This is a genomic window from Acuticoccus kalidii, from assembly GCF_021556395.1.
Lineage (GTDB): Bacteria > Pseudomonadota > Alphaproteobacteria > Rhizobiales > Amorphaceae > Acuticoccus > Acuticoccus kalidii.
Map to the genome: position 1 here is coordinate 235196 of NZ_JAKGCS010000036.1, position 23307 is coordinate 258502.

Below are 23307 nucleotides of genomic sequence, written 5' to 3' on the forward strand. Positions count from 1 at the left end.
TGGCAATGTTTCGCGTTGTTCGTTTCTGTCGTCAGGCCGTTATTTTGCTGCCGAGGCGCGAACGCAAAGGTGGGATTGTGCCCGATGGGTCAGGCTATGCCCGCCCACCATGGGGGCCGTCGCTAATGGAGGCGTGAAACGGTGAAGGCGACGACCTCTTCGAGGATCTCACGCATCTCCGAATCGGGCAGGCGGGACAGATCGGCGAGCGCCGCATCGGCGAAGGCCTGAGCCCGCTTGCGGGTGTCGTCGAGCGCGCCGGTCGCTTTGACGCGCTCGGCCGCGGTGAGGACGTCCTCGTCGTGGACCTCGCTGCGTTCGATGCAGCGGCGCCAGAAAGCGCGGTCGTCCTCGTCGCCACGATCGTAGGCGAGGAGGACCGGGAGCGTCGCTTTGCCTTCGCGCAGATCATCGCCGACATTCTTGCCGAGGGCGGACGCGTCGCCGGAAAAGTCGAGCACGTCGTCGATGAGCTGGAAGGCGAGGCCGAGATTGCGGCCGAACGATTCGGTCGGCGCGCGATAGGCGGAGGCCCCGGCGATGATCGGACCGGCAGCGGTCGCCGCGGCGAAGAGGGCGGCGGTCTTGGCGTCGATCACGGCCATATAATGGCCTTCGCCGACCGACAGATTCTTCGCGCCGGCGAGCTGACGCACCTCACCCTCGGAAATCGTGGCCGCCGCGTTGGAAAAGACGCCGAGCGCTTCGAGGGAGCCGACATCGACCATCAGGCGGAAGGCCTGGCCGAGCAGGAAATCGCCCACGAGGACGCTCGCCTGATTGCCCCAGATCTTGCGCGCGGCAGGGCGGCCGCGGCGCATGTCGCTCTCGTCGACCACATCATCGTGCAGCAGGGTCGCGGTGTGCATGTACTCGACGGCGGTCGCGAGCATCACGTCACCATTGCCGCGATAGCCGAAGAGCGACGCGGTGGCGAGCGTGAGCATCGGACGGATTCGTTTGCCCCCCGACGATATCAGATGGTCGGCCACCTCCGGAATCATCGCCACATCCGAGCCGGCATGGCGCAGGATCAGGGCGTTGACCTCCGACATTCGATCGGCGACGCTTCGCACCAAGCGATCGATGTCGGGGGCGGGGGGCGACGCTGCGCTAAGAGACGCCGTCACTTAAATCTCATGCTTTTGTTGCATGGCGGGACCATAGGGGCGAGCCGCCATGCCGGCAAGCGCCTCCCGGCGCAAGCGGCCAGTCTGTCGCGACGTTTTAGCCATAGAGTGACTGAGTGTGAAGGGCCGTGACGTCGGTTTGATCGGTTCCGACACGATTGGCATAAATGAAAGGGCGAGGAATTTGGAAGAGCTCATCCGCACCAACGACATGGTGATGATCTCCTTCGTCGACGCGTTGTTGCGGGACGCCAAGATCGAACATCTCGTGCTCGACCAGAATATGAGCGTCTTGGAGGGCTCCATCGGCGTTCTGCCGCGCCGGATCCTCGTGGACAAGACCCGGATCGAGGACGCGCGGGCGCTCCTCGCCGATGCCGGCGTCGCCGGTGAATTGTCCCAGCCGAAGAGCTGAGGTGGCCGCCGGCGGGGCGGGCGCGCAGACGAGCCTCGACACCTTTCTCGGCGGCCGCATTCACCTTCTCCAGCCGAAAAAGGGGGTGAAATGCGGCTCCGACGCGATCCTCCTCGCAAGCCTCGTTCCGGCGAGCGCCGCCGGGCGTCTCGTTGATCTCGGCACCGGCAATGGCGGCGTGGCGTTCGCGGCCGCCGTGCGCGCGCCGGGGCTCACGGTCATCGGCGTGGAGCAGGACGGGGCGGCGCTCGCCCTCGCGCGCGCCTCGTTGGCGCTTGCCGCGAACGCCGCGTTCGCCGACCGGGTCCGTCTCGTCGAGGCCGATATCGCCGATGTTTCGAGCGAGGATGCGGGCGAAGCGGCGATCGTCCTGATGAACCCGCCATATTATGCCCACGGGACGGGCCGCCGTTCCCCTGATCCGAGCCGCGACGCGGCGCGCGCCTTGGGTCCCGAGGGGCTCGCCCCGTGGTTCGAGGCAGCGCGCCGGCTGCTTCGCCGGCATGGCATGCTCGGCGTCATCCTGCCGCCGGCGCGGCTCGGGGAGGCGCTGGCGCTCGCGACGCCGGCCTTCGGCGGGGTGCGGCTCTATCCGATCCTCAGCCGTGTCGGTCGGCCGGCGCTTCGCGTCGTTCTTGCAATGACGCTCGGTCGCCGTACGCCGCTGACGTTGATGCCGCCGCTCGTGATGCACGGCCCCGGCGACGGCTTTTCCCCCGAGGCCGAGCGCCTCGTCGCGGGCGAGGCGACGCTCGACGCGGTGGTCGGCCGCGGGGACTGAGCGCGGAAGCCTACGCGGCGGAGGGTTCGATCTCCCCCGGCGCGATCCACCAGCCTTCGCCCGCTTCGGCGAGACGGGGGAGAGCGGCGTCGCGTTCGGCCGCATTGGCGAAGAGGGCGAACACCGTCGCCCCGGAGCCCGACATGCGCGCGAAGCGACAGCCCGGCATCGCGCCGGCGGCTTCGATCACCGCGGCGATCGCGGGCGCATAAGCGATCGCCGGCGCTTCGAGATCGTTGCGCGTGGTGCCGAGCCAATCGACCAGCGTGGCGAGATCCGGCTGGACGGGAAGGGGCGGGAGCGGGGCGTTCCGTTTCTCGGCAAGGTGGGCGAACACCGCTTTCGTTTCCACCGGAACGCCCGGATTGACGAGGATCGCCGGGATCGCGGGCATCGCGGCGGGGGTCAGCACCTCGCCGATCCCCGCCATGCGGCAGGGCCGGCCGGCGACGCAGACCGGAACGTCCGCGCCGAGCTCCAGCGCGATCGCCATCAGCGTCTCGCGCTCGTCGCCCCGGGCGAGCGCTGCCTGAAGCACGGCCGCCGCGTCCGCCGAGCCGCCGCCGATGCCGGAGGCGACCGGGAGACCCTTGTGAAGGTGGACGGCGGCGATCCCACCACACGCCTCGGCCGCGCGCACCACGATGTTGTCCGAGCCGTGCGGCACGCTGCCGGCGAACGGTCCGTCGATGGTAAGGCGTGGAATGGTTGCGCTGCCGTAGGTCACGGTCAGCCGGTCGCCGTTCGCAATGTCGGCGAAGGCGACGAGGCTGTCGAGCTCATGATAACCGTCCCGGCGCTGGCCGGTGACGTGCAGCGCGAGGTTGATCTTCGCCCGCGCACGCAGGTGCACGGTTTCGGCCGTGATGTCGGTGGCCATATCGTGTCGTCCCTTGGGTGGCTGAGCCTATCCCGCTTGGCCATGCCGAAGAAGACGGATCCGGCATTCCAGTCGTGGAATGCCGGATCCTTGGGACAGGCTCGCGGTGTCGCGCGGCCTTGGCCGCGTCGGTCTCCCCGCCGTCAGTTCGCGTCGGCGGGAGCGGGAGCGGGAGCGGGGGCCGGATCGGCCGGCGGCGTCGGCGCGCTGAGGGCCGGCTCGGGCGCCGTCTCGGCGGTCTCGGTGGCGCTGCCGCTGGGCAGGCCTTCGCGCAACTTCTTCAGGATCTTCACGAGTTCGTCTGGCTCGGGATCGCTGTCACGCGCGTGGGACCACTGGAACATCGCTTCGAGCTTGCGCCCGACCTGCCAATAGGCATCGCCCAGATGGTCGTTGATGACCGGATCGCCGGGCTTCAGCGATACCGCGCGCTCGAGTTCGCGGACCGCGTCGTCCATCCGGCCGAGCCGGTAATAGGCCCAGCCGAGACTGTCGACGATATAGCCGTCTTCCGGCCGGGCGGCGACGGCGCGTTGCACCATGTCGAGCGCCTCGTCGAGATTCTCGCCGCGGTCGATATAGGAGTAACCGAGATAATTGAGGATCAGCGGCTGCTCCGGCTCGAGCTCCAGCGCCTTGCGGAAGTCGGCCTCGGCGGCGGTCCATTTGTCGGTCCGCTCGTTGGCGATGCCGCGATAATAAAACAGCGTCCAATAAGGCTGCGGCACTTCGTCGAACGCGTCGATCGAGGTCGTGTAGACCGCGGCGGCGTCGCTGAACCGCTCCAGGCTGCGATAGACATTGCCGAGCGCGATCGCGGTGCCGACGTCGGTCGGATCGTTTTCGACGAGCTTGGAGAGGATCTCGATCGCCTCCTCGTGCCGCTCCAGGATGTTGAGGTTCAACGCCTCCTGGACGAGCGCGTTGCGGCGCATCGGCACCTCGGTCGGGATCGCGCGATAGACGCGGATCGCGGCCTCGTTCTGGTCCATCGCCTCGAGCACCTGGCCGAGCGCCATCGCCGGGAAATAGCTGTCCGGCGCGAGATAGAGCGCGAGCTGGAGGAGGCTCGCGGCGAAGGTGTCGCCGCCTTCGCGGCCGACGGCGCTGCCGATGCCATAGAGGGCTTCGGCCGCACCCTGGCGCGGGTCGGTGATCTGCGCCTCGATCGGGTCGCCGGCTTGGATCGCGGCGCGAAGCGGCGCGGTGAAGTGATCGTTGCCGCCGATCCGCTCGTCGAACGAGGCGAGGGTCGCGAGGGCGCGATCGGTGTCGCCGCTGCGGGCGAGGAGGCGGGCATAGGCGTCGACGACGCGGACCGCGCCGGGATCGCGCTCATAGGCGAGGCGCAGGCGGTCGGCGCCGATCTGGCTGAGGCCCGCATAGTCGGCGATGAGGCCGGCATGAAGCGTCGTGAATGCGGAGAACCAGGACGGCCCCTCGAGATCGTCGAGCATGTTCACCGCTTGGGCGGCGCGTCCGTCGGCCGTCGTCGCCCAGGCTTGCATCAGGGTCGAGACGAGCTCCTGAAGCTGGCCGCCGAGATCGCCGAGCTTGCCGATGGTCTCGCCGGCCGCTTCGTTCTCGCCGTCACGGAGCTGGGCGACGGCGAGGGTGATGAGACCCACCTGGTCGGACGGATCCGATTCGAGGAGCCGGCGCGCGAGTTCGGCCGCTTGCGCGATGTTGCCGCTCGCGACGTTGAGGAGGACTGAGCTGTCGAGCAGCTCGGTATTGTCCGGGTCCTGGGCGAGGGCGGAGGTGTAATAGCTCGCCGCCGCACTCAGATCGTTGTTGAGACCGGCATGGCGTGCGGCGAGATAATAGCCGGACAGCGAGCCGAGCCCGAGCGATTTGACCTGATCGACCGTCTCCGCAAGCGGGGACAGCTCGTTGCCCTCTGGCGCGGCATAGGCGCCACCCGTCGGCAGGGCGAAGGCGAGTGCGAGGCCGAGCGAGGCCGAGAGACATCTATTCAAGGCGAACCCTTTCGTCAGATGGCGGAGGCACGGCTGTGTCGTAACGCATTGACCTAAGACGGCTCGCATTCGGGAGCAAGCGACATGCGGCTCACAACCAATCTACGACGACGAATGTAACACTTGGCATTTCCCGACGCCGCTTCCGGCCCTATAGGATGGTGCATCGCAGTAGGGAGCGAATGAATGGGACAGTGGGTGTACACGTTCGGCGACGGCAAGGCCGAAGGGGACGCGAGCCAGCGTGACCTGCTCGGCGGCAAGGGCGCGAACCTAGCCGAGATGGCGAGCCTTGGCCTTCCCGTCCCCCCCGGAATGACGATCACGACCGAGGTCTGCACCTATTTTTACGAGCACGGCGAATCATATCCGCCCGAGCTCGAGACCGAGGTGAACGCCGCGCTCGATCATATTGCAGCGTCGACAGGCCGCACCTTCGGCGACGCCGAAATGCCGCTTCTCGTCTCCGTGCGCTCAGGCGCACGCATCTCGATGCCGGGGATGATGGACACCGTCCTCAATCTCGGCCTCAACGACGCGACCGTCGATGCGCTCGCCAAGAATGCCGGTGACGAGCGATTCGCGGTCGATTCCTATCGTCGCTTCATCCAGATGTACGGCGATGTCGTGCTCGGCGTCCCGATGCGGCTCTTCGACGAGCGGCTCGAGGACCTCAAGGCTGAAAAGGGCGTCGAGCTCGACACCGAAATTTCTGCCGACGAATGGCGCAAGCTGATCGAGGTCTACAAGGCCCTCGTCCTCGAGGAGACCGGCAAGCCGTTCCCGCAGGATCCGCGCGATCAGCTCTGGGGCGCGATCGGCGCCGTGTTCGGCTCCTGGCGCAACGATCGGGCGATCACCTATCGCCGCCTGCACCAGATCCCGGAGCGCTGGGGCACCGCGGTCACCGTCCAGGCGATGGTGTTCGGCAACATGGGTGAGACGTCGGCGACCGGCGTCGCCTTCACCCGCAACCCGTCGACCGGCGAGAAGGCGCTTTATGGCGAGTTCCTGATCAACGCGCAGGGCGAGGATGTCGTCGCCGGGATCCGCACCCCGCAGGACATCACCGAGAAGGCGCGCCAAGAGGCCGGCTCCGACCGTCCCTCGATGGAAACGGCGCTGCCGGAGGCGTTCGCCGAGTTCAAGGCCGTCTGCGACAAGCTCGAGGGCCACTATCGCGATGTCCAGGATCTCGAGTTCACGATCGAGCGCAACAAGCTCTGGATGCTGCAGACCCGTTCGGGCAAGCGCACGGCCAAGGCCGCGCTCAAGATCGCGGTCGACATGGTGGACGAGGGCATCATCAGCCAGGACGAGGCGGTGAAGCGCATCGAGCCCGCCTCGCTCGACCAGCTCCTCCACCCGATGATCGACCCGAAGAGCGAAAAGGTGCTGTTCGCGAAAGCGTTGCCCGCCTCGCCGGGTGCGGCCGCGGGCGTCATCGTGTTCTCGTCCGACGAGGCCGAGCGCTTCGCCGCGGCGGGCAAGCCGTGCATTCTGTGCCGTGTCGAGACGAGCCCGGAGGACATTTCCGGGATGCACGCCGCCGGCGGCATCTTCACGACCCGTGGCGGGATGACGAGCCATGCCGCCGTCGTCGCGCGCGGCATGGGTAAGCCCTGCGTGTCGGGCGCCGGTTCCGTTCGGATCGACTATGCGAGCGGCACCATGATCTCGAACGGGGTCACGCTGCGAGCCGGCGACGCGATCACCATCGACGGGGCGACCGGCGAGGTGCTGCTCGGCGAAGTCCCGATGATGAAGCCGGAGTTGTCCGGCGACTTCCAGCGCATCATGGATTGGGCCGACCGCGCGCGGCGCATGAAGGTGCGCACCAACGCCGACACGCCGCACGATGCGCGCACCGCGCGCGAGTTCGGCGCCGAGGGCATCGGCCTTTGCCGCACCGAGCACATGTTCTTCGACCCGGCGCGCATCAACGCGATGCGCGAGATGATCCTCGCGGACGACACCGAGGGCCGCCGCGCCGCGCTCGACAAGCTGTTGCCGATGCAGCGCGAGGACTTCACCCAGCTCTTCGAGATCATGGCCGGCCTTCCGGTCACGATCCGGCTTCTCGATCCGCCGCTGCACGAGTTCATTCCGCACGGCGAGGAGGACATCAAAGAGGTCGCCGAGGCGCTGGGCGTCGACCCGGAGAAGCTGCGCAACCGGGCGCGTGCGCTCGCCGAGTTCAACCCGATGCTCGGCCATCGCGGCTGCCGCCTCGCCGTCTCCTATCCGGAGATCGCCGAGATGCAGTCCCGCGCGATCTTCGAGGCGGCGATCGCCGCCGCGCAGAAGACCGGGGCGCCGGTCGAGCCGGAAGTGATGGTGCCGCTCGTCGGCCTCCAGACCGAGCTCGAATTCGTGAAGAAGCGGATCGACGCCACCGCCCGCGCGGTTTCCGAGGAGACGGGGCAGACCTTCTCCTATCAGGTCGGAACGATGGTGGAGCTGCCGCGCGCCGCGCTGAATGCCGACAAGATCGCCGAATCGGCGCAATTCTTCTCCTTCGGCACCAACGACCTCACCCAGACCGCGTTCGGCATCAGCCGAGACGACGCCGCGACCTTCCTCGGCTCATATCTGCGGGAATCGATCATCGACGTCGATCCGTTTGTGTCGATCGACGTCGACGGGGTGGGCGAGTTGATTCGCATCGCGGCCGAGAAGGGGCGGAGCGTGCGGCCCGACATCAAGCTCGGCATCTGCGGCGAGCATGGCGGCGACCCCGCCTCGATCGATTTCTGCGAGACGGTGAACCTCGACTATGTGTCCTGCTCACCGTTCCGCGTGCCGATCGCCCGGCTCGCCGCGGCGCAGGCCGCGCTCACCCACGCGAAGGCCGCCTGAGCGCGGCCTTCTGAACGGCTCGGCCTTTCGCGCGGTTCGCATTGGACCCGTGCGAAAGGCGAGGGCGGTCGCCGCCTGCGGGCGTGCGAAATTTCGTCCTCACTCCACACGTTCCTATAGTGGGAGACGTCTGGATCGACCGCGCGTCGCAACCTATTTCGAGGGGATGACGGGGCGATCATCGTCCGTCATCGCCGTGGTCTCGCGACGCGCATGCAGAAAAGGACGTTTCCGATGCATCCCACCAGCCATGACCTTCCCGAACAGACGCGGCAGGCGATCTGCGGCCTTCTCCAGGCCAATCTCGCGGACGGGATCGATTTGATCTACCACATCAAGCAGGCGCACTGGACGATGCGCGGGCCGAATTTCATCGGTCTGCATGAGCTTCTCGACCGCCTGCACGAAGAGGTCGAGGACAAGGTGGATCTCGTCGCGGAGCGGATCTCCGTGCTCGGCGGCCAGGCCGAGGGAACCGTCGACGTCAGCGCCTCCCAGTCCCGCCTGCCGAAATATCCGCTCGACGCGGTGAGCCCGGACGAGCACATCCTCGCGGTCAGCCGCTCGATCGCCGCCTATGCGAAGAACAATCGCGCCGCGATCGACGAGTCGGAGGAGGCCGGCGACAAGGCGACGGCCGATCTCTTCACCGAAATCGTCCGCATGGCCGACCGGGCGCTCTGGTTCATCGAGGCGAACAAGCCGGCGAAGTGACCCTTTCGGGGGCGGTCCGCCGATTGCGCTCGATCGGCTTTACGTTTCGGAAAGCTCAACTCCATCAAATTGCGTCGGGGCGCCCCATCGGCGCCCCGATTGTGTTGGAGTGTTGTCGCGTTGCGTTTGGCCGACCTTCCCCACGGAGCCGTGCGTCTTTCGGGCTCCGCCGAGCCGCTTTATCTGCCGCGCACTGCGGGGGCGGGATCCGGCCGGCGACTGAAGATCGGTCGCCGGATCGTCCTCGGGCTCGCCTTTCTCGGCCTTCTGACCGTCGCGGTCGGTGATGGCGGCGTCCTCGCCACGGTGAAGGACGAGCGCCCGTCATGGGCGACGGCGCTCCGGGCGCCCGATCCCGGCGTCGCGCTCTCGCCGCATTTCGCTCCCCTTCAGGATGGCCTCACGCCGACACTCGCGACGGCACAGAACGAGGCGAATCTCGCCCAGAAGGGCGATCGGCTGATGACGCCGGTCGCGATGACCGAGCCCGGCCAGCGGGCGAGCGTCACACACCTTCCGGGCCTTCTCTCTCCGGTCGAGACGACCGAGCTTCCGCGCGTCTCCTTCGTGATGCCGCGCACCGTTGCCGCCTCAGACGGCGTGCCCGGCGCGCCGCCGGCGCGTCCCGCCCCCTCCGCGCTCGCCGAGGCGGCGATGTCCTCGATGCTGACGGCCTACGCCTCCGACAGGGTGGAGATCGAGGAGCCGTTCCAGATGCTGCTCGGCGAGGATGTGCGGGGCGGCCTCGCCGAAGATCGGCCTTATGGCGTTTCCGGCAAGGGGCGCGATCACTGGTGGTCGGACCGGCCGCTTCCCGAGGATCTCGCGAGCGCGGAATCGGTGAAATGCCTCGCGCAGGCGGTCTATTTCGAGGCGCGGGGCGAAAGCGTGCGCGGCCAGGAGGCGGTCGCGCAGGTGGTGATCAACCGGGTGAAGAACCCGGCCTACCCGGACGATGTGTGCAGCGTCGTCTTTCAGAACCGCAAATGGTACAATCGGTGCCAGTTTACCTTCGCGTGCGACCGGATCCCCGATGTCGTCCGTGACCCCGAGGCGTGGGAGATCGCGATGACGATCGCCACGAACTACGCCGAGAAGAAGATCTGGATCGACGATGTCGGCGCCTCGACGCACTATCATACGGTGAATGTGAGCCCGAAATGGGCGCCGCTGATGCGCCGCGTGAAGACGATCGGCGATCACATTTTCTATATCACCCGCAACGGTGGCTGGACCTGAGCCGCGCCGCTGACCGGCCGACCTGAGAATTCCTCGCTTCGTCAGACGCGGCGAACGCGTGTAAGGATCCGGACATGCCGCCGGGGCCGGAGCCGTCGCGCCGGGCTGATCGGCCGAAAAGTTGCTACGGCACGTAAATCGGTCTAAGAGGCATTTCGTCGCCGGCTCGGAGCTCATCATGGCACGGACATTCCCGACTTCGTTGGTTCTCGCGTGCGGTTGCGGCATCGCGCTCCTGTCGCTCGGCGAGCGCTCCGCGTTCGGCCTCTTCCAGAACGACATGGTGGCCGCCAGAGATTGGGGCCGTGAGACGTTCGCCCTTGCCTTCGCGCTTCAAAATCTCGTCTGGGGGATCGGCCAGCCGATCGCCGGCGCGCTCGCGGATCGGTTCGGCACGATGACCGTCCTCATCGGCGGCGGCATCCTCTACGCGCTCGGCCTGCTGGGCACGATCTATTCCCAGGGCGCCTTTGGGATGCATCTCTTTTTCGGGGTCGTTCTCGGCTTCGGGATGGCGGCGAGCTCGTTCACCATCGTCATCTCCGCCTTCGGCCGAGCCGTCACTCCGGCCAAGCGCACGCTCGCCTTCGGTCTCGGCACCGCGGCGGGGTCGATGGGGATGTTCCTGTTCGGCCCGCTCGGCGCGGTGCTGATCAGCACGCACGGCTGGGAATATACGCTCCTGATCTTCGCCGGCGTCGCGCTTCTCATCATTCCCTTCGCGATTCCGCTTCAGGGGCGCGCCAAGGCCGATCCCGGGCAGGCACCCCAATCGCTCGGCGCGGCGCTGCGCGAGGCGTTCGCCTATCGCAGTTATGTGCTCCTCACGTTCGGCTTCTTCGTGTGCGGCTTCCACGTGGCGTTCATCATCGCCCACATGCCCGCCTATATCGAGGATCTCGGCCTCTCGCCGACGCTCGGCGGCACGGCGATCGCGCTGATCGGCCTTTTCAACGTCATCGGCTCGCTCGCGGCGGGGGCGATCGGGCAGCGTTATTCGAAGGCCTACTCGCTGTCGCTCCTCTATCTTCTGCGTGCCGTGGCGATCACCGTCTTCGTGCTGACGCCGATTTCGGGAACCAGCGTCATCGTGTTCGCGAGCGTGATGGGTCTCTTGTGGCTCTCGACCGTGCCGCTCACCTCCGGCCTCGTCTCGGTGATGTTCGGGCCGCGTTATCTCGCGACGCTGTTCGGCGTCGTCTTCTTCTCCCATCAGGTGGGATCGTTTCTCGGGGTCTGGCTCGGCGGCGTCATCTACGCGCAGACCGGGTCCTACGATCTCCTGTGGTGGATCGGCGTCGCGCTGGGGCTGTTTGCCGCGATCGTGCACCTGCCGATCCGCGACGCGCCGTCGCCCCGTCTCGCGGCGATACCGGCCTGAACGCCCGTGTTCGCCGCTTCAACGGGGCCTCTTGGGTGCGGCGATTGTGATTTCGATGACCAACCTTGCGACGGGCCCTTGCTGTCATCGCGCAGGATAGCGACTATATATCGGTCATGAAGGATGTGCCGATCGAACTGCGGACCGAGGATCGTATTGTGACGGAGAGCGCTGCCGCGTACCCGTGCACGTGTTTGAGGCTGCGCCGAATTTCGCGGCAAATCACCAACATGTACGACGCCGCGCTCGCCGAGCACGGCGTGTCCATCGTCACCTATGCCGTGTTGTCGGTGCTCTCACGCGAGGCGCCGCTGACGCTGTCGGCACTGGCCGACCGTGTCGGCACCGATCGGACCACGCTGTCACGCACCGTGGAGCGGATGCGCGCGGCCGATCTCGTCATGACGACATGCGGGGATGACCGGCGCGAGCGCCGCCTCAGCCTCACCGAGCACGGCCGGACCACCGCCGCCGCCGCCCGCACCGCATGGCAGGAGACGGCGCGCCAACTGAAGGCGCAATATGGCGAGGAGCGTCTCGCCTCGCTGCACGCCCTCCTCGCCGACCTCGAAGAGGTGGCCGGCAAGGATCCGGCGGACGACGAGTGCGTCGAGAAGAAAAGCCCGCATCACGCCTGAAACAGGCCGCCGGCGCCTTACGCCTGAAGGGCGGCTTCCAGCGCCTCGAAGCGCTCCAGGAAGGTGCGCTCCGCCCGGTCCGTCGGCCAGGGATAGAGATAGTCGACGAGGGCGTCCGCCCCGATCTGCGGCGCGCCGAAGATCTGCCGCGCCTCCACCTCACTGAAGCCGGCGAGCGACACCGCCTCATGATAAGCGGCGATCGTGTCGCAGAGCTTGATCCGCTTCGAGCGGCCAGGCTCGCCGTCGGCCGGGATGGCGAAGCGGAGGTGGACGGCGTGCGAAAGGCGCGCCTCGACGCCCTTATAGGCCGCGCCGATCACCGCCTTGAACGGCGAGATGAGATCTCCGACCACATATTCTGGCGCGTCGTGAAGGAGCGCGGCGAGCCGGTCGCCGGGGGAGGCGGCGGGGCTCGCTTCGGAAAAGATCGCCTCGACGAGGAGGGAGTGCTGGGCGACCGAATAGGGGTATTCGCCGACGGTCTGCCCGTTCCAGCGGGCGACGCGGGCGAGGCCGTGCGCGATGTCGACGATCTCGATGTCGAGCGGAGAGGGGTCGAGAAGATCGAGCCGGCGTCCGGACAGCATACGCTGCCAGGCGCGCGGCGCCTCGCGGGTCCGCCGGCGCGTGCGCCGGGCGGGTTCCTGTCGGTCGGCGCTTGTCACGCGTCGGCGGCGGCGGTGAGCGCGAAGGAAGCGCCGTCCGGCGCGCGCACCGCGACCGGAATGCCTTCGATCTCGGCGCCACCGGCAACGCGGTCGATCCGCACGAGAGCGAGCCCGCGTTTGCCGAGGCGCGTGCCGAGCTTGCCGGCGGGCTTGCCGTTCGCGGTGATCTCGGCGCCGGGAGCCGGAAGCTCGGCCTCGCCTTCGACGATCACGGTGCGCCGCCGTGCGGTGCCGCGATGGCGCATCCGCGAGACGACCTCCTGGCCGACAAAGCAGCCTTTCGTGAAATCGACGCCGTTGGTGACGTCCATGTTGATATCGTGCGGGAAGGCGTCACCCAGCGCGAAGTCGATCACGGCGTCGGCGATCGCGTTGTCGATCCGCGCGGCGCGGTAGGCGTCGAGCACGGACTCATCGAGCGCGACGCTGCCGGCGGGGGCGATGGCGCGGTGGGGAAGGGCGGGGGATCGCGGGTCGGGCCGGCCGTCGTCGCCGATCGTCACGATCTCGTCGGTCGGTTCGATCGTCACCTTGGCGCGCAGCCGGTAGAGCGAGAGGCGGCGCACGAGATCGTCCGCCGCTTCCTGCGGCACGTCGAGGACGAGGCGATCCTCGAAGGCGAAGACCATCATGTCCGAGATGATCTTACCCTGCGGAGTGAGGAGCGCGCCATAGCGCGTCTCGCCGGGCGCGATCCCCTCGATATGGCAGGACAGGAGACCTTCGAGAAAGTGGACACGGTCCGCGCCGCCGATCGAAAGAACGGCGCGTCCTGGCAGGAGACTGTTCACGGCTTCCTTACTCCAGATCGCCAGCGGTGAAATATCGGATCCGTCCATCCGCCGAGATGCCGACGCGGAAGAAGAGATAGCGGCCCATCCGCTCCATCTCCTCGACGTCGATGGCGGTGAGGATCCGGTAGAGCTCCACGTATTGCGCCGCGTCGAGGTCCGCCAGGGGGACTTCGGCGAAGTAGGGCCAGATATAGGTCGCAGCGCGCCCTTCGCCGATTTTGACGTACCCCGTTTCGAGCAGCTCCATCAGGATCGCGAGGATCTCGCGGCCCTCGTCGTCGCCCGACTGGCTGCGCAGGGAATCCACCGGATCCTCGACGATCGCGGTGCCGGCGACGAGCGGCGGGCCGCGCTGGCCGTCGAAGATGGGGCGCAAAGCTTCGATCTCGCCGGTGCGCGAGGCGTCGATCAATCGGGTCCGGGTCTCGACGACGGCCGGCGGAAGATCATCTGTTCCATAATGGACATCACCGATCTCCGCCCGGCCTTCCTCTGGCACGCCGGTTGCCTTCAAATCGTCAGAATGCGGTTCTTCAAGATCTTCTTCATGGCTATCGGACGACGCCGGCCCGGTCGGCAAATTTGTTTTGCCCCCGCGGGTCGGGTTGAGCGGCTCGAGCGTCGGGCCGGTGACGGTCGGCGCCGTCGTCTCGAGTTCCATGGGGGCGTAGGCGAGCGCATTGGTCGCGGCTACGCTCAGGATCAGCGCGGCGAACAGGTGAAGGGCTTGACGTCGCATGGACCTGCCGTTCCTCTTTGGCCTATCGAGCGGCTCGCGAGGCTCGATGGATCTCTCCTTCGCATTTTTCACGGGCTGATACCAACCATGTTCCCGGACCAGCTCGTTTGACGCCGCTCGCTTATATCGGCCTCGGCATTCTCGGCGGGGTCTTCGTGACGGCGCCCCTCGGGCCAGTCAACGTGATGATCATGCAGCGGGCGTTCCGCTATGGTTTCATGGTGGGCCTCGCGGCAGGCATCGGTGCGTCGCTCGCCGACGTCGCATTCGCGACGGCAGCGGCGTTCGGCATCTCGACGGTCAGCGAGTTCGTCGAGGGGCACAGCCGCCTGATCCAGCTCATCGGCGGTCTCCTCATCATCCTGTTCGGCTCCCGCATTTTGTGGCGGCAGCCGGGGTTCGGCCATCCGCTGCCTGTGGAAACCCGGCGGCGGAGCCCGGCGGAGGTCGCGGTGACGACCTTCTTCCTGACGATCACCAACCCGGCGACCGTGTTCGGCTTCATCGCCTATTTCAGCGCTCTCGGGGAATGGGGCCCGGATCCCGACGAGATCTGGGGCACCGTGCAGCTCCTCGTCGGGGTCGCGCTCGGCACGCTCGGCTGGTGGTGCGGTCTCGCGGCGGTGGTGACGCGGCTGCGCGTGCGCATCACCGAATCGACGCTCGCCAAGGTGAACGTGATCGCCGGGGCGCTGCTCGTCGGCTTCGGTGCCTTGATCCTCGGGCGCCTATCGGTCACCTATTTCGGGCTGATCTGACCAGCTCGCGAGCGATGCGGGCGAGGGGTGGAGGCGCCGATGTGCGGCCGTTTCAATCTGACGCTCCCGGTGGAAGCGCTGCGCGCCGTGTTCGCGGTGAAGGGCGAGATCGTGCCCTTTCCGCCGCGCTACAATATCGCCCCGACCCAGCCGATCCACGTGGTGCGCGAGAGCCGTGAGGATCGGACGCGGACGGTGGGCCTCGTCAAATGGGGCTTTCTGCCGTCCTGGGTGAAGGATCCGGCGGCCTTTCCGCTTCTCATCAACGCCCGGTCGGAGACGGCGGCGGACAAGCCGACCTTCCGCAACGCCTTGCGCCGGCGGCGCATCCTCGTCCCGGCGACGGGGTTTTACGAGTGGAAGCGCAGCGGAGCGCGGAAGATCCCGTATCTGTTCGAGACCGGCGGCCCGTTCGCGCTCGCCGGGATCGAGGAGACTTGGATCGGCCCGAATGGCGAGGAGCTCGACACCGCCGCGATCCTGACGACGGCGGCGACCGGCGTTCCGGCCGACTATCACGACCGGATGCCGCTCACGGTCCCGGAGGCGGCCTGGTCGGCCTGGCTCGATCCGTGGATGGAGGACGCGCCGCGCGCGCTCGCGCTCACCGAGCGAGCGGCTTATACCGCGCGCCCGGTGTCGATCCGCCTCAGCAACGCCCGCAATGAAGGGGAGGGTCTGCTGACGCCCGACCCGGAAGAGCCGGCGAAGGCGGAGAAGCCGGACACCGCCGCCGCGCCGGCGGCGGACGATCAGCCGTCCCTCTTCTGAGGCGTCAGGCCCCGCGCGGCTTCGTGGGAAGGACGCGGCCGGGGTTCATGATGTTGTCGGGATCGAAGGCGGCCTTGATCGAGCGCATCATGTCGAGCTCGACATCGTCGCGCACGGTATAGAGCATCTCCCGCTTCAGCCGGCCGACGCCGTGCTCGGCCGCGATCGAGCCGTTGAAGCGCTTCACCACCGCGTGCACGGCGGCGTTCACCGCCTCCCATTTGGCGAGGAAGGCGGCCTTGTCGCCGCCCTCGGGCTGGGAGAAATTGAAGTGGATGTTGCCGTCGCCGAGATGGCCGAACGGCACCGGGCGCGCGTCGGGCACCACCGTCAGCGCCGCCTCGATCCCCTCCTGGAGGAATTGCGGCACCGCGGCCACCGGCACGGACACGTCGTGCTTGATTGAGCCGCCGGCCTTTCCCTGCACCTCGGAGAGCTGCTCGCGCAGGCGCCAAAAATCCTCCGCCTCGGCGATCGATTGGGAGACGACGGCATCGGTGATCGTGCCGTCTTCGTAGGCCGCCATGAGAACCGCCTCGAGAACGTCGCGCATCGGACGGTCGGGCGAGAAGGTGCTCGCCTCGATGAGGACGGCCCAGTCCGGCAGCCCATTGGTGAACGGGTCGCGCGCGCCATGCCCGTAGGTCAGGACGAACTGGAGTCCGATTCGGGGGATGAGCTCGAACGCCGTCAGCGATTCGCCGACGGCGCCGCGGACGCGGGCCATCAGCGAGAGCGCGGTCGCGGGCGAATCGACCCCGACGAGGGCGACATCGCGGGCATAGGGTTTCGGCGCAAGCTTCAGCACCGCGCGCGTCACGATGCCGAGAGTGCCCTCCGCGCCGATAAAGAGGTGTTTCAAATCGTAACCGGTATTGTCCTTGCGCAGGCCCCGCAGACCGTTCCAGATCCGCCCGTCCGCGAGCACGACTTCGAGGCCGAGCACCTGATCGCGCGTGTTGCCGTAGGCGAGCACCCCCGTGCCGCCGGCATTCGTCGAGATCAGCCCGCCGACACGGCAGGAGCCTTGGGAGGCAAGCGTCACCGGGAAAATCCGGTCCTCGGCGAGGGCGGCTGCCTGAATGTCGGCGACGATCGCGCCGGCCTCGACCGTCATGGTGTTGCCGCGCGCGTCGACCTCGACGATGCCGTTCATCCGCTCCAGGGAGACGACGACCTCACGCCCGCCGGTCACCGGGATCTGCCCGCCGACGAGGCCGGTGTTGCCGCCTTGCGGCACGAGGGCGACGCGATTCGCGGCGGCATGCCTGACGATCGTCGCGACCTCGCCGGTGTTGCGCGGACGCAGCACGAAGGGTGTCGTTCCGTGGAAAAGATCCCGCCATTCGCGCAGATAGGGGACCATGCGGTCCGGGTCGTCGAGCAGGGCGTCGCCCCCGAGCTCTCCCACGATCGCTGCGCGAAAGGCGTCGATCGCGGCCTGCGACGTTTCGTGCGGTTGGGCGGGGAGAGGGTCGGTCATCGTTCGGCTCCGCTTGCTTGGCACTTTGGGGGCCGGTATGTCATAGCGCGTTCCTTGACGCGCGTGCGCGCATTCAATTCCAAAGGCGTGAATTATGAGTGGCTCCGGCATTCTCGCGGGAAAACGCGGACTGATCTTCGGGGTCGCGAACAATCGATCAATCGCGTGGGGCATTGCCAAGGCGGCGCACGACCAGGGTGCGCAGCTGGCCTTCACCTATCAAGGTGATGCATTGCGCAAGCGCGTCGAGCCGCTCGCGACCTCTCTCGATGCAATGGTGGCTGGCCATTGCGACGTGACCGACCCGGCGAGCCTCGATGCCGTCTTCGACAATGTGGCGAAGGCTTGGGGCGGGCTCGACTTCATCGTTCACGCGGTCGCCTATTCGGACAAGACCGAGCTGACGGGCCGTTTCGTCGACACCACGCTCGACAACTTCACCCAGTCGCTGGTCATCTCCTGCTACTCGTTCACCGAGATCGCACGGCGCGCCGAGCCGCTGATGTCGGATGGCGGCTCGCTTCTGACGCTGACCTATTACGGCGCCGAGAAGGTGATGCCGAATTACAATCTGATGGGTGTCGCAAAAGCCGCGCTCGAAGCCTCGGTGCGCTATCTCGCGGCCGATCTCGGGCCCTCCAATATCCGCGTCAACGCCCTGTCGGCCGGCCCGGTGAAGACGCTGGCGGCGTCGGCGATCGGTGACTTCCGCTATATCCTCAAATGGAACGAGTTGAACTCGCCGCTCCGCCGCATCGTCGGTATCGACGAAGTGGGCGACGCCGCGGCCTATCTCCTGTCGCCGCTCTCGCGTTCGGTGACGGGTGAGGTTCACCATGTGGATTGCGGCTATCACGTCGTGGGCATGAAGGCGCCGGACGCGCCGGACATTGCCCGCGTGCTCGATCCCGGCGATTCGGCGAGTTGATGCTCGCCGACGGCGTGCGCCTCATCCACATCCGTCACGGCGAGACCGACTGGAACGTGGAAGGGCGGCTGCAGGGGCAGCTCGATATTCCGATCAACGCCAAGGGGCGCGGCCAGGCCGCCGGCAACGGCGAGCGCCTCGCCAAGCGTCTGGCGGCCGATGGCGTCACGCCCGGCGGGCTCGCCTTCGTCTCCTCGCCGCTCGGCCGTTCGTGCGAGACGATGGCGATCGTGCGCGACAAGCTCGGCCTCACTGGCAAGGCGCCGACCGACGACCGGCTGAAAGAGGTTCATTTCGGCGACTGGTCCGGCTCGACCTATGACGAGCTGAAGGACGGCGGACAGCGCGGCCTCGTCGACAAGCGCAAGAAAGACAAATGGAGCTTTCGCCCGCCCGGCGGGGAAAGCTATGCCGAACTCGCCGCGCGCGTCGGGGAATGGCTCGAAGGCATCGAAGAGGATACGATCGCGGTGACGCATGGCGGCGTCTATCGCGTCCTTCAGGGGCTGATCCTCGGCATTCCATGGCACGAGGTGCCGAGCCTTCCGACCCCGCAGGACAAGGTCGCCGTCTTCGAGGCGGGCAAGCTCGAGCTCTTCTGATGTCGCACAACACGTTCGGTCATCTTTTCCGCGTCACCACCTTCGGCGAGAGCCACGGGCCGATGATCGGCGGCGTCGTCGACGGGTGCCCGCCGGGCATCCGCCTCGACATGGATGCGATCCAGAGCGCGATGGACCGCCGCCGCCCCGGCAAGAGCCGGCACACGACCCAGCGGCGCGAGCCCGACACCGTGCGCCTCGTCTCCGGCGTGCTCGAGACCGAAGACGGGCTCCTGACGACCGGCACGCCGATCGGCATCATCATCGAGAATGTCGACCAGCGTTCGAAGGATTATTCCAAGATCGCCGACCGCTACCGCCCCGGCCACGCGGATTACACCTACGACGTCAAATACGGCCTGCGCGACTATCGCGGCGGCGGCCGCTCATCGGCGCGCGAGACGGCGGTGCGCGTCGCGGCCGGCGCGATCGCGCGGGCGGTGGTGCCGGGCGTGACGATCCGCGGCGCGCTCGTCGAGATGGGGGGCGACAAGGCGCACGCGCGCGACTGGTCGATCATCGACGACAACGACTTCTTCTGCCCCGATGAAGCGGCGGCGCTGCGCTGGGAATCGCGTCTCGACGAGGTGCGCCGCGCCGGATCGTCCGTCGGCGCCGTGGTCGAAATCGAGGCCTCGGGGGCACCGGCCGGGTGGGGCGCGCCGATCTACGGCAAGCTCGATCAGGATCTCGCCAGCGCGATGATGTCGATCAACGCCGTGAAGGGCGTTGAAATCGGGCTTGGCTTCGAGGCGGCGCGCCTCTCCGGCGAGGAGAACGCCGACGAGATGCGCATGGGCCCGAACGGCCCGGAATTTCTGACCAACAATGCCGGCGGCGTGCTCGGCGGCATCTCCACCGGGGCGCCGGTGGTGGTCCGCTTCGCCGTGAAGCCGACATCGTCGATCCGCACCGCGCGGCGCTCGGTGACACGCGGCGGGGAGGAGGTCGACGTGTCGACCACCGGCCGCCACGATCCGTGCGTCGGCATCCGCGCCGTGCCCGTCGGTGAGGCGATGATGGCGATTGTGCTCGCCGATCACCATTTGCGGGATCGGGCACAGACAGGGGAACGATCTTGACCGAGGATACGACGCGCGTTGCCGCGGCGCTGCGCGCTTTCGAGCGGGGCGAACTCGTCGTCGTCACCGACGATGACGATCGGGAGAATGAGGGCGATCTGATCTGCGCCGCCTCGCTCGCGACGCCGGAGCAGCTCGCCTTCATGGTGCGCCACACGTCCGGCATCGTCTGCGCACCGATGACGCGCGAGGCGGCCCGGCGGCTCCATCTGTCGCCGATGGTCGCCGACAATGACGCGCCGCTCGCCACCGCCTTCACCGTCTCCGTCGACGTCAAGCACGGCCTCACCACCGGCATCTCGGCGGACGAGCGGACGAACACCGTCCGCGCGCTCGCGAACCCCAACTCGGGCGCGGCCGACTTCGTGCGGCCCGGGCACGTCTTTCCGCTGATCGCGCGCGATGGCGGCGTCTTGATCCGCTCCGGCCACACCGAGGCGGCGGTCGATCTGTGCCAGCTCACCGGACTGCCGGAGGTCGGCGTTCTGTCCGAGCTCGTCAACGATGACGGCACGGTGATGCGCGGGCCGCAGGTGACGGCCTTCGCCGAACAGCATGGCCTCGCCCAGGTCTCCGTCAACGATCTCATCGCCTGGCGTCAGCGCAACGACCGCCTCGTCGAGCGTGTCTCCGATCAGAGCCGCACGATGGGCATCGGCCCGGTCCGCTTCGTCTCCTACACGACGCCGTTCGACACGCTGCATCACGTCGCCATCGTCGTCGGCGACATTCGTGACGGGGCCGACGTTCCGGTGCGTCTGGTGCGCGAGAGCGTGATCGACGACGTGTTCGGCGCCGGTGGACCGAAACGCGTGGTCGATCGCTTTCAGAGCGAAGGGCGGGGCGTTCTCGTCTATCTGCGCGACGGGGCCGTCGGCGTTGCCTCCGCGTCCGGCTCGTCGGAAGACGAGGGGCATCAGAGCGCGCAGGCCCGCTCCCGCCAGTGGCGCGAGATCGGCCTCGGCGCGCAGATCCTGCGCGATCTCGGCGTTCACTCGATCCGCCTCCTCGCCTCGCATGACCGGCGTTATGTCGGCCTCGAAGGCTTCGGGATCGCCATCACCGCGACCGAGCCCGTCGACGGGGCGGTCTGACATGGACTTCAGCGGCAGCTTCGGCGACGGACCGGGCCCCGGCGGCGGAACGCCGACTCCCTTCGTCGCGGGATACAAGCCGCACCAGGGCGACCTGATGGTCTATGGCGGCGGCGTCGCGACGCTGATCGGCGTCTTGGCGACCGTCGTCCAGGTCAACCCGGTCTTCCTCGTCATCAGCCTGATGGGGACGTTCTCGGCGCTCTATTTCTGGCCGACCCTCGATCCGCGCGTGCCTCAGCTCGGCGCGGATCTGCGGGGCATCTATGTGGCGCGCGTCGGGATCATTCGCTGGGAAGCGATCGCCGACATGAAGGTCGAGTGGCACGCGCTGCGCACGATGCAGCTGTCGACGCTCGTTCTGAAGGTCGACGGGCCGTTGAAGGATGCGCTCGCCTACCGCGAAAAGGTGCCGTTGCTGCACCGTGTCTCCGCGCACAATGCGCGCGTGTCGGGCTCTACCGTGAAGGTCACGCTTCACACGTTGAACATGGATCCCGCGGTGATCGAGAAGCGCCTCGTCGCGCTGCGCGCGGCCGCCAAGGACGCCTGACGCCCCCTCGACCGGCCACCATGCCGTTTCCCCCGCGTTTCGATGCCGGCCTATGTCACGGGACGGTTATCACCGCGCGCGACTTGCTCTAAAGCAAGATGACAACGCTCCACTGACAGGGGTGTAAAGGAGGAAACATGGTATCTGACAGCGCGCCGAAGCTCGTCGCCCCCAAGAACACGTGCGACACCCACATGCACGTCTACGGCAAGGAATATCCGCTCGCCCCGACGGCTCTCGGCCCCGCACCCGACGCGACGGTCGACGATTATCGGCTCCTGCAAAAGCGCCTCGGTACGACGCGGACGGTGATCGTCCAGCCGAGCGCCTACGGCAAGGACAATCGCTGCACGGTCGACGGCATCGCCGCGCTGGGCCTCGAGACCACGCGCGGGATCGCCGTCGTCGACGATCAGGTGACGCTCGACGAGCTTCGCACGTTGACCGACCAGGGCATGCGCGGCGCGCGCTTCCACATGCTGCCCGGCGGCGCGATCCCCTGGGAGATGCTCGACACCATCGCGGCGCGGGTGCAAGAGGTCGGCTGGCACGTCCAGCTTCAGCTCGACGGCCGGCTGCTGCCCGAGAAGAAGGCGCAGATCCTGTCCTGGCCGGGGACGATCGTGATCGATCATGTGGGCAAATATCTGGAGCCGGTCGGGGTCGACCATCCGGCGTTCAAGACGCTGCTCGACCTCGTCGACACGGGGCGGGTGTGGGTGAAGCTGTCCGCGCCCTACGAGGTGTCGCGCACCGGCCCGCCTTACTCCGATGTAGGCACCCTCGCGAAGGCCCTCGCGAAGGCCGCGCCGGAGCGGATGTTGTGGGCCTCGAATTGGCCGCACCCCTCCGTCACCGACAAGCCGGACGATGCCTTGTTGCTCGACCTCATGCTCGATTGGGTGGAGGACGACAAGACGCGGGAGCGGATCCTGGTCGACAACGCGGCCGAGGTCTACGGCTTCTAAGATAAAGCGGCGTCAGGCCGGGCGTCGATCGCGAGAAAGACTTGTGTTTGTCTTTTCTCTTTGTCGGCCGTCCGGCCTGATGTAGATTTCAGCGGCGATCTGATGATGGGCGAACGGCGACGCATCGCGCGGCCGCCGTCCGCGACGGGCGGAGGGCGAGGGCCGCATGGCGCGTCTCCTCAAACGCCGCCACCGGATGACCAGTGCGTTGTTCTGAGCCCTTTCAGGGGGTGGAGATATGACGTTCGCTGTTTGCAAACGCGTCGGGAACGAGCTCTGCGTTCACGCCGACTCGCCGTTGCCGGCGGACGTTATCGCCAAGTTCGAGGCGAATTTTCGCCAGAGTTCCATCCTGGCCGGCCTGTTGGAGACCGTCATTCTCCATCCCCACGCGTGCCTGTCGACCGCAGGGCGCACCGTGGAAACGACGGAATTTCTCAAGCATTATTTCGCGGGTGAGCCCGCCGATTGGGATACGCCGCGCGTGCTGCGCGCGTTGTTCGACATTCACATGACGTCGCGTAAGACGTGCGAATTCATTCTGTGCGAGTCGATCCGGCGGGTGCCGCGGGTGTTCGTGATCAAGGGTGGCTCGATCGAGAAGGACGTGCCGAACGCCTGGATCGGTTCGCCGCGCGCCTTCACCACCTTCCAAACCGCCTATGACATGGCGGAGACGCCCGATATCTGGGAAAAGCTGCGCGCCTCCTTTCGCGCGGTCGCCGAGGAGGACGAACGCGCGAAAGGCGGGCATCTTCATATCGAGGTGTTTCTCGATCATCGCGGCACCGGTTATCGGAACGATGCCGTGTTTTCGATGAACGTGCGGTCGGCGTCGGCCTGAATTG

Annotated in this window: 23 protein-coding genes; 16 read left to right on the forward strand and 7 right to left on the reverse strand. The window is 67.3% G+C overall.

The genetic code is table 11. From position 1 onward, the window contains the following. Positions 1-122: 122 nt before the first annotated feature. On the reverse strand, positions 123-1055 hold the full coding sequence (locus tag L1787_RS22085) for a polyprenyl synthetase family protein (RefSeq protein ID WP_235711276.1): 933 nt from the start codon (positions 1053-1055) through the stop codon (positions 123-125). Positions 1056-1314: 259 nt separating this feature from the next. Here L1787_RS22085 and L1787_RS22090 point away from each other — a divergent pair, with 259 nt between their 5' ends. After that, complete coding sequence (locus L1787_RS22090; protein WP_235711277.1) at positions 1315-1545, forward strand: putative signal transducing protein; 231 nt, start codon at positions 1315-1317, stop codon at positions 1543-1545. 1 nt (position 1546) lies between these two features. After that, positions 1547-2326, forward strand: a complete 780-nt coding sequence (locus L1787_RS22095) for a tRNA1(Val) (adenine(37)-N6)-methyltransferase (protein ID WP_235711278.1) — start codon at positions 1547-1549, stop codon at positions 2324-2326. A gap of 10 nt (positions 2327-2336) precedes the next feature. On the opposite strand, the gene L1787_RS22100 is transcribed toward L1787_RS22095, so the two are convergent. Next, positions 2337-3206, reverse strand: coding sequence for a 4-(cytidine 5'-diphospho)-2-C-methyl-D-erythritol kinase (locus L1787_RS22100; protein ID WP_235711279.1), 870 nt, complete (start codon positions 3204-3206; stop codon positions 2337-2339). 143 nt (positions 3207-3349) lie between these two features. Further along, the gene (locus L1787_RS22105) at positions 3350-5185 is read right to left on the reverse strand and encodes a tetratricopeptide repeat protein (RefSeq protein WP_235711280.1); all 1836 of its coding nucleotides are present in this window, start codon (positions 5183-5185) and stop codon (positions 3350-3352) included. 186 nt (positions 5186-5371) lie between these two features. Between L1787_RS22105 and ppdK the strand changes: the two genes are divergently transcribed. From ppdK to L1787_RS22130, 5 genes are all read left to right on the forward strand, one after another. Then, positions 5372-8044: a pyruvate, phosphate dikinase gene (gene ppdK, locus L1787_RS22110; RefSeq protein WP_235711281.1), complete on the forward strand. Its 2673-nt coding sequence runs from the start codon at positions 5372-5374 to the stop codon at positions 8042-8044. 213 nt (positions 8045-8257) lie between these two features. After that, a complete protein-coding gene (dps, locus tag L1787_RS22115; protein WP_255720719.1) occupies positions 8258-8758 on the forward strand; it encodes a DNA starvation/stationary phase protection protein Dps in 501 nt (166 codons plus the stop codon). A 120-nt stretch (positions 8759-8878) separates the two neighbouring features. Beyond that, complete coding sequence (locus L1787_RS22120) at positions 8879-9997, forward strand: cell wall hydrolase (protein ID WP_235711283.1); 1119 nt, start codon at positions 8879-8881, stop codon at positions 9995-9997. 178 nt (positions 9998-10175) lie between these two features. Then, positions 10176-11378: an MFS transporter gene (locus L1787_RS22125; RefSeq protein WP_235711284.1), complete on the forward strand. Its 1203-nt coding sequence runs from the start codon at positions 10176-10178 to the stop codon at positions 11376-11378. A gap of 230 nt (positions 11379-11608) precedes the next feature. Continuing rightward, positions 11609-12016, forward strand: coding sequence for a MarR family winged helix-turn-helix transcriptional regulator (locus L1787_RS22130; RefSeq protein ID WP_235711285.1), 408 nt, complete (start codon positions 11609-11611; stop codon positions 12014-12016). A gap of 17 nt (positions 12017-12033) precedes the next feature. On the opposite strand, the gene L1787_RS22135 is transcribed toward L1787_RS22130, so the two are convergent. From L1787_RS22135 to L1787_RS22145, 3 genes are all read right to left on the reverse strand, one after another. Beyond that, the gene (locus L1787_RS22135) at positions 12034-12606 is read right to left on the reverse strand and encodes an HD domain-containing protein (RefSeq protein WP_235711286.1); all 573 of its coding nucleotides are present in this window, start codon (positions 12604-12606) and stop codon (positions 12034-12036) included. A 74-nt stretch (positions 12607-12680) separates the two neighbouring features. Further along, a complete protein-coding gene (gene ygfZ / locus L1787_RS22140; RefSeq protein WP_235711287.1) occupies positions 12681-13478 on the reverse strand; it encodes a CAF17-like 4Fe-4S cluster assembly/insertion protein YgfZ in 798 nt (265 codons plus the stop codon). A 7-nt stretch (positions 13479-13485) separates the two neighbouring features. Further along, positions 13486-14220 (reverse strand): hypothetical protein, encoded by a 735-nt coding sequence (locus L1787_RS22145; protein WP_235711288.1) that lies wholly within the window; start codon positions 14218-14220, stop codon positions 13486-13488. A gap of 107 nt (positions 14221-14327) precedes the next feature. Between L1787_RS22145 and L1787_RS22150 the strand changes: the two genes are divergently transcribed. Then, complete coding sequence (locus tag L1787_RS22150; RefSeq protein WP_235711289.1) at positions 14328-14978, forward strand: LysE family translocator; 651 nt, start codon at positions 14328-14330, stop codon at positions 14976-14978. Positions 14979-15017: 39 nt separating this feature from the next. Next, the gene (locus tag L1787_RS22155; RefSeq protein WP_235711290.1) at positions 15018-15749 is read left to right on the forward strand and encodes an SOS response-associated peptidase; all 732 of its coding nucleotides are present in this window, start codon (positions 15018-15020) and stop codon (positions 15747-15749) included. A gap of 4 nt (positions 15750-15753) precedes the next feature. Here L1787_RS22155 and L1787_RS22160 read toward each other — a convergent pair whose 3' ends face one another. Then, positions 15754-17232 carry an FAD-binding oxidoreductase gene (locus tag L1787_RS22160; protein ID WP_235711291.1) on the reverse strand — a complete coding sequence of 493 codons (1479 nt, stop codon included), beginning with the start codon at positions 17230-17232 and terminating at the stop codon, positions 15754-15756. Between the two features lie 94 nt (positions 17233-17326). On the opposite strand from L1787_RS22160, the gene fabI reads away from it, so the two are divergent. The 7 genes from fabI (at position 17327) to L1787_RS22195 (ending at position 23303) form a co-directional block, all read left to right on the forward strand. Continuing rightward, entirely contained in the window at positions 17327-18160 is an 834-nt protein-coding gene (gene fabI / locus L1787_RS22165) for an enoyl-ACP reductase FabI (protein ID WP_255720720.1), read from the forward strand. After that, positions 18160-18762: a histidine phosphatase family protein gene (locus L1787_RS22170; protein WP_235711292.1), complete on the forward strand. Its 603-nt coding sequence runs from the start codon at positions 18160-18162 to the stop codon at positions 18760-18762. Before fabI ends, L1787_RS22170 begins: the two co-directional genes overlap by 1 nt. Continuing rightward, the gene (gene aroC, locus L1787_RS22175; protein ID WP_235711293.1) at positions 18762-19844 is read left to right on the forward strand and encodes a chorismate synthase; all 1083 of its coding nucleotides are present in this window, start codon (positions 18762-18764) and stop codon (positions 19842-19844) included. The genes L1787_RS22170 and aroC overlap by 1 nt, the downstream gene beginning before the upstream one ends. Then, positions 19841-20938 (forward strand): 3,4-dihydroxy-2-butanone-4-phosphate synthase, encoded by a 1098-nt coding sequence (gene ribB, locus L1787_RS22180; RefSeq protein ID WP_235711294.1) that lies wholly within the window; start codon positions 19841-19843, stop codon positions 20936-20938. The genes aroC and ribB overlap by 4 nt, the downstream gene beginning before the upstream one ends. 1 nt (position 20939) lies before the next feature. After that, positions 20940-21491: a hypothetical protein gene (locus tag L1787_RS22185; protein ID WP_235711295.1), complete on the forward strand. Its 552-nt coding sequence runs from the start codon at positions 20940-20942 to the stop codon at positions 21489-21491. A gap of 137 nt (positions 21492-21628) precedes the next feature. Beyond that, positions 21629-22459, forward strand: coding sequence for an amidohydrolase family protein (locus tag L1787_RS22190; protein ID WP_235711296.1), 831 nt, complete (start codon positions 21629-21631; stop codon positions 22457-22459). Between the two features lie 238 nt (positions 22460-22697). Then, entirely contained in the window at positions 22698-23303 is a 606-nt protein-coding gene (locus L1787_RS22195) for a hypothetical protein (RefSeq protein ID WP_235711297.1), read from the forward strand. The last annotated feature ends 4 nt before the right edge of the window (positions 23304-23307 follow it).

Bases quoted from the DNA above. Each gene is read 5' to 3' on its own strand.
- L1787_RS22085 (WP_235711276.1), bottom strand. From the start codon at position 1,055: ATGTCGGAGGTCAACGCCCTGATCCTGCGCCATGCCGGCTCGGATGTG.
- L1787_RS22100 (WP_235711279.1), bottom strand. From the start codon at position 3,206: ATGGCCACCGACATCACGGCCGAAACCGTGCACCTGCGTGCGCGGGCG.
- ppdK (WP_235711281.1), top strand. From the start codon at position 5,372: ATGGGACAGTGGGTGTACACGTTCGGCGACGGCAAGGCCGAAGGGGAC.
- dps (WP_255720719.1), top strand. From the start codon at position 8,258: ATGCAGAAAAGGACGTTTCCGATGCATCCCACCAGCCATGACCTTCCC.
- L1787_RS22125 (WP_235711284.1), top strand. From the start codon at position 10,176: ATGGCACGGACATTCCCGACTTCGTTGGTTCTCGCGTGCGGTTGCGGC.
- L1787_RS22130 (WP_235711285.1), top strand. From the start codon at position 11,609: ATGTACGACGCCGCGCTCGCCGAGCACGGCGTGTCCATCGTCACCTAT.
- L1787_RS22135 (WP_235711286.1), bottom strand. From the start codon at position 12,606: ATGCTGTCCGGACGCCGGCTCGATCTTCTCGACCCCTCTCCGCTCGAC.
- L1787_RS22145 (WP_235711288.1), bottom strand. From the start codon at position 14,220: ATGCGACGTCAAGCCCTTCACCTGTTCGCCGCGCTGATCCTGAGCGTA.
- L1787_RS22155 (WP_235711290.1), top strand. From the start codon at position 15,018: ATGTGCGGCCGTTTCAATCTGACGCTCCCGGTGGAAGCGCTGCGCGCC.
- L1787_RS22160 (WP_235711291.1), bottom strand. From the start codon at position 17,232: ATGACCGACCCTCTCCCCGCCCAACCGCACGAAACGTCGCAGGCCGCG.
- fabI (WP_255720720.1), top strand. From the start codon at position 17,327: ATGAGTGGCTCCGGCATTCTCGCGGGAAAACGCGGACTGATCTTCGGG.
- L1787_RS22170 (WP_235711292.1), top strand. From the start codon at position 18,160: ATGCTCGCCGACGGCGTGCGCCTCATCCACATCCGTCACGGCGAGACC.
- aroC (WP_235711293.1), top strand. From the start codon at position 18,762: ATGTCGCACAACACGTTCGGTCATCTTTTCCGCGTCACCACCTTCGGC.
- L1787_RS22185 (WP_235711295.1), top strand. From the start codon at position 20,940: ATGGACTTCAGCGGCAGCTTCGGCGACGGACCGGGCCCCGGCGGCGGA.
- L1787_RS22190 (WP_235711296.1), top strand. From the start codon at position 21,629: ATGGTATCTGACAGCGCGCCGAAGCTCGTCGCCCCCAAGAACACGTGC.
- L1787_RS22195 (WP_235711297.1), top strand. From the start codon at position 22,698: ATGACGTTCGCTGTTTGCAAACGCGTCGGGAACGAGCTCTGCGTTCAC.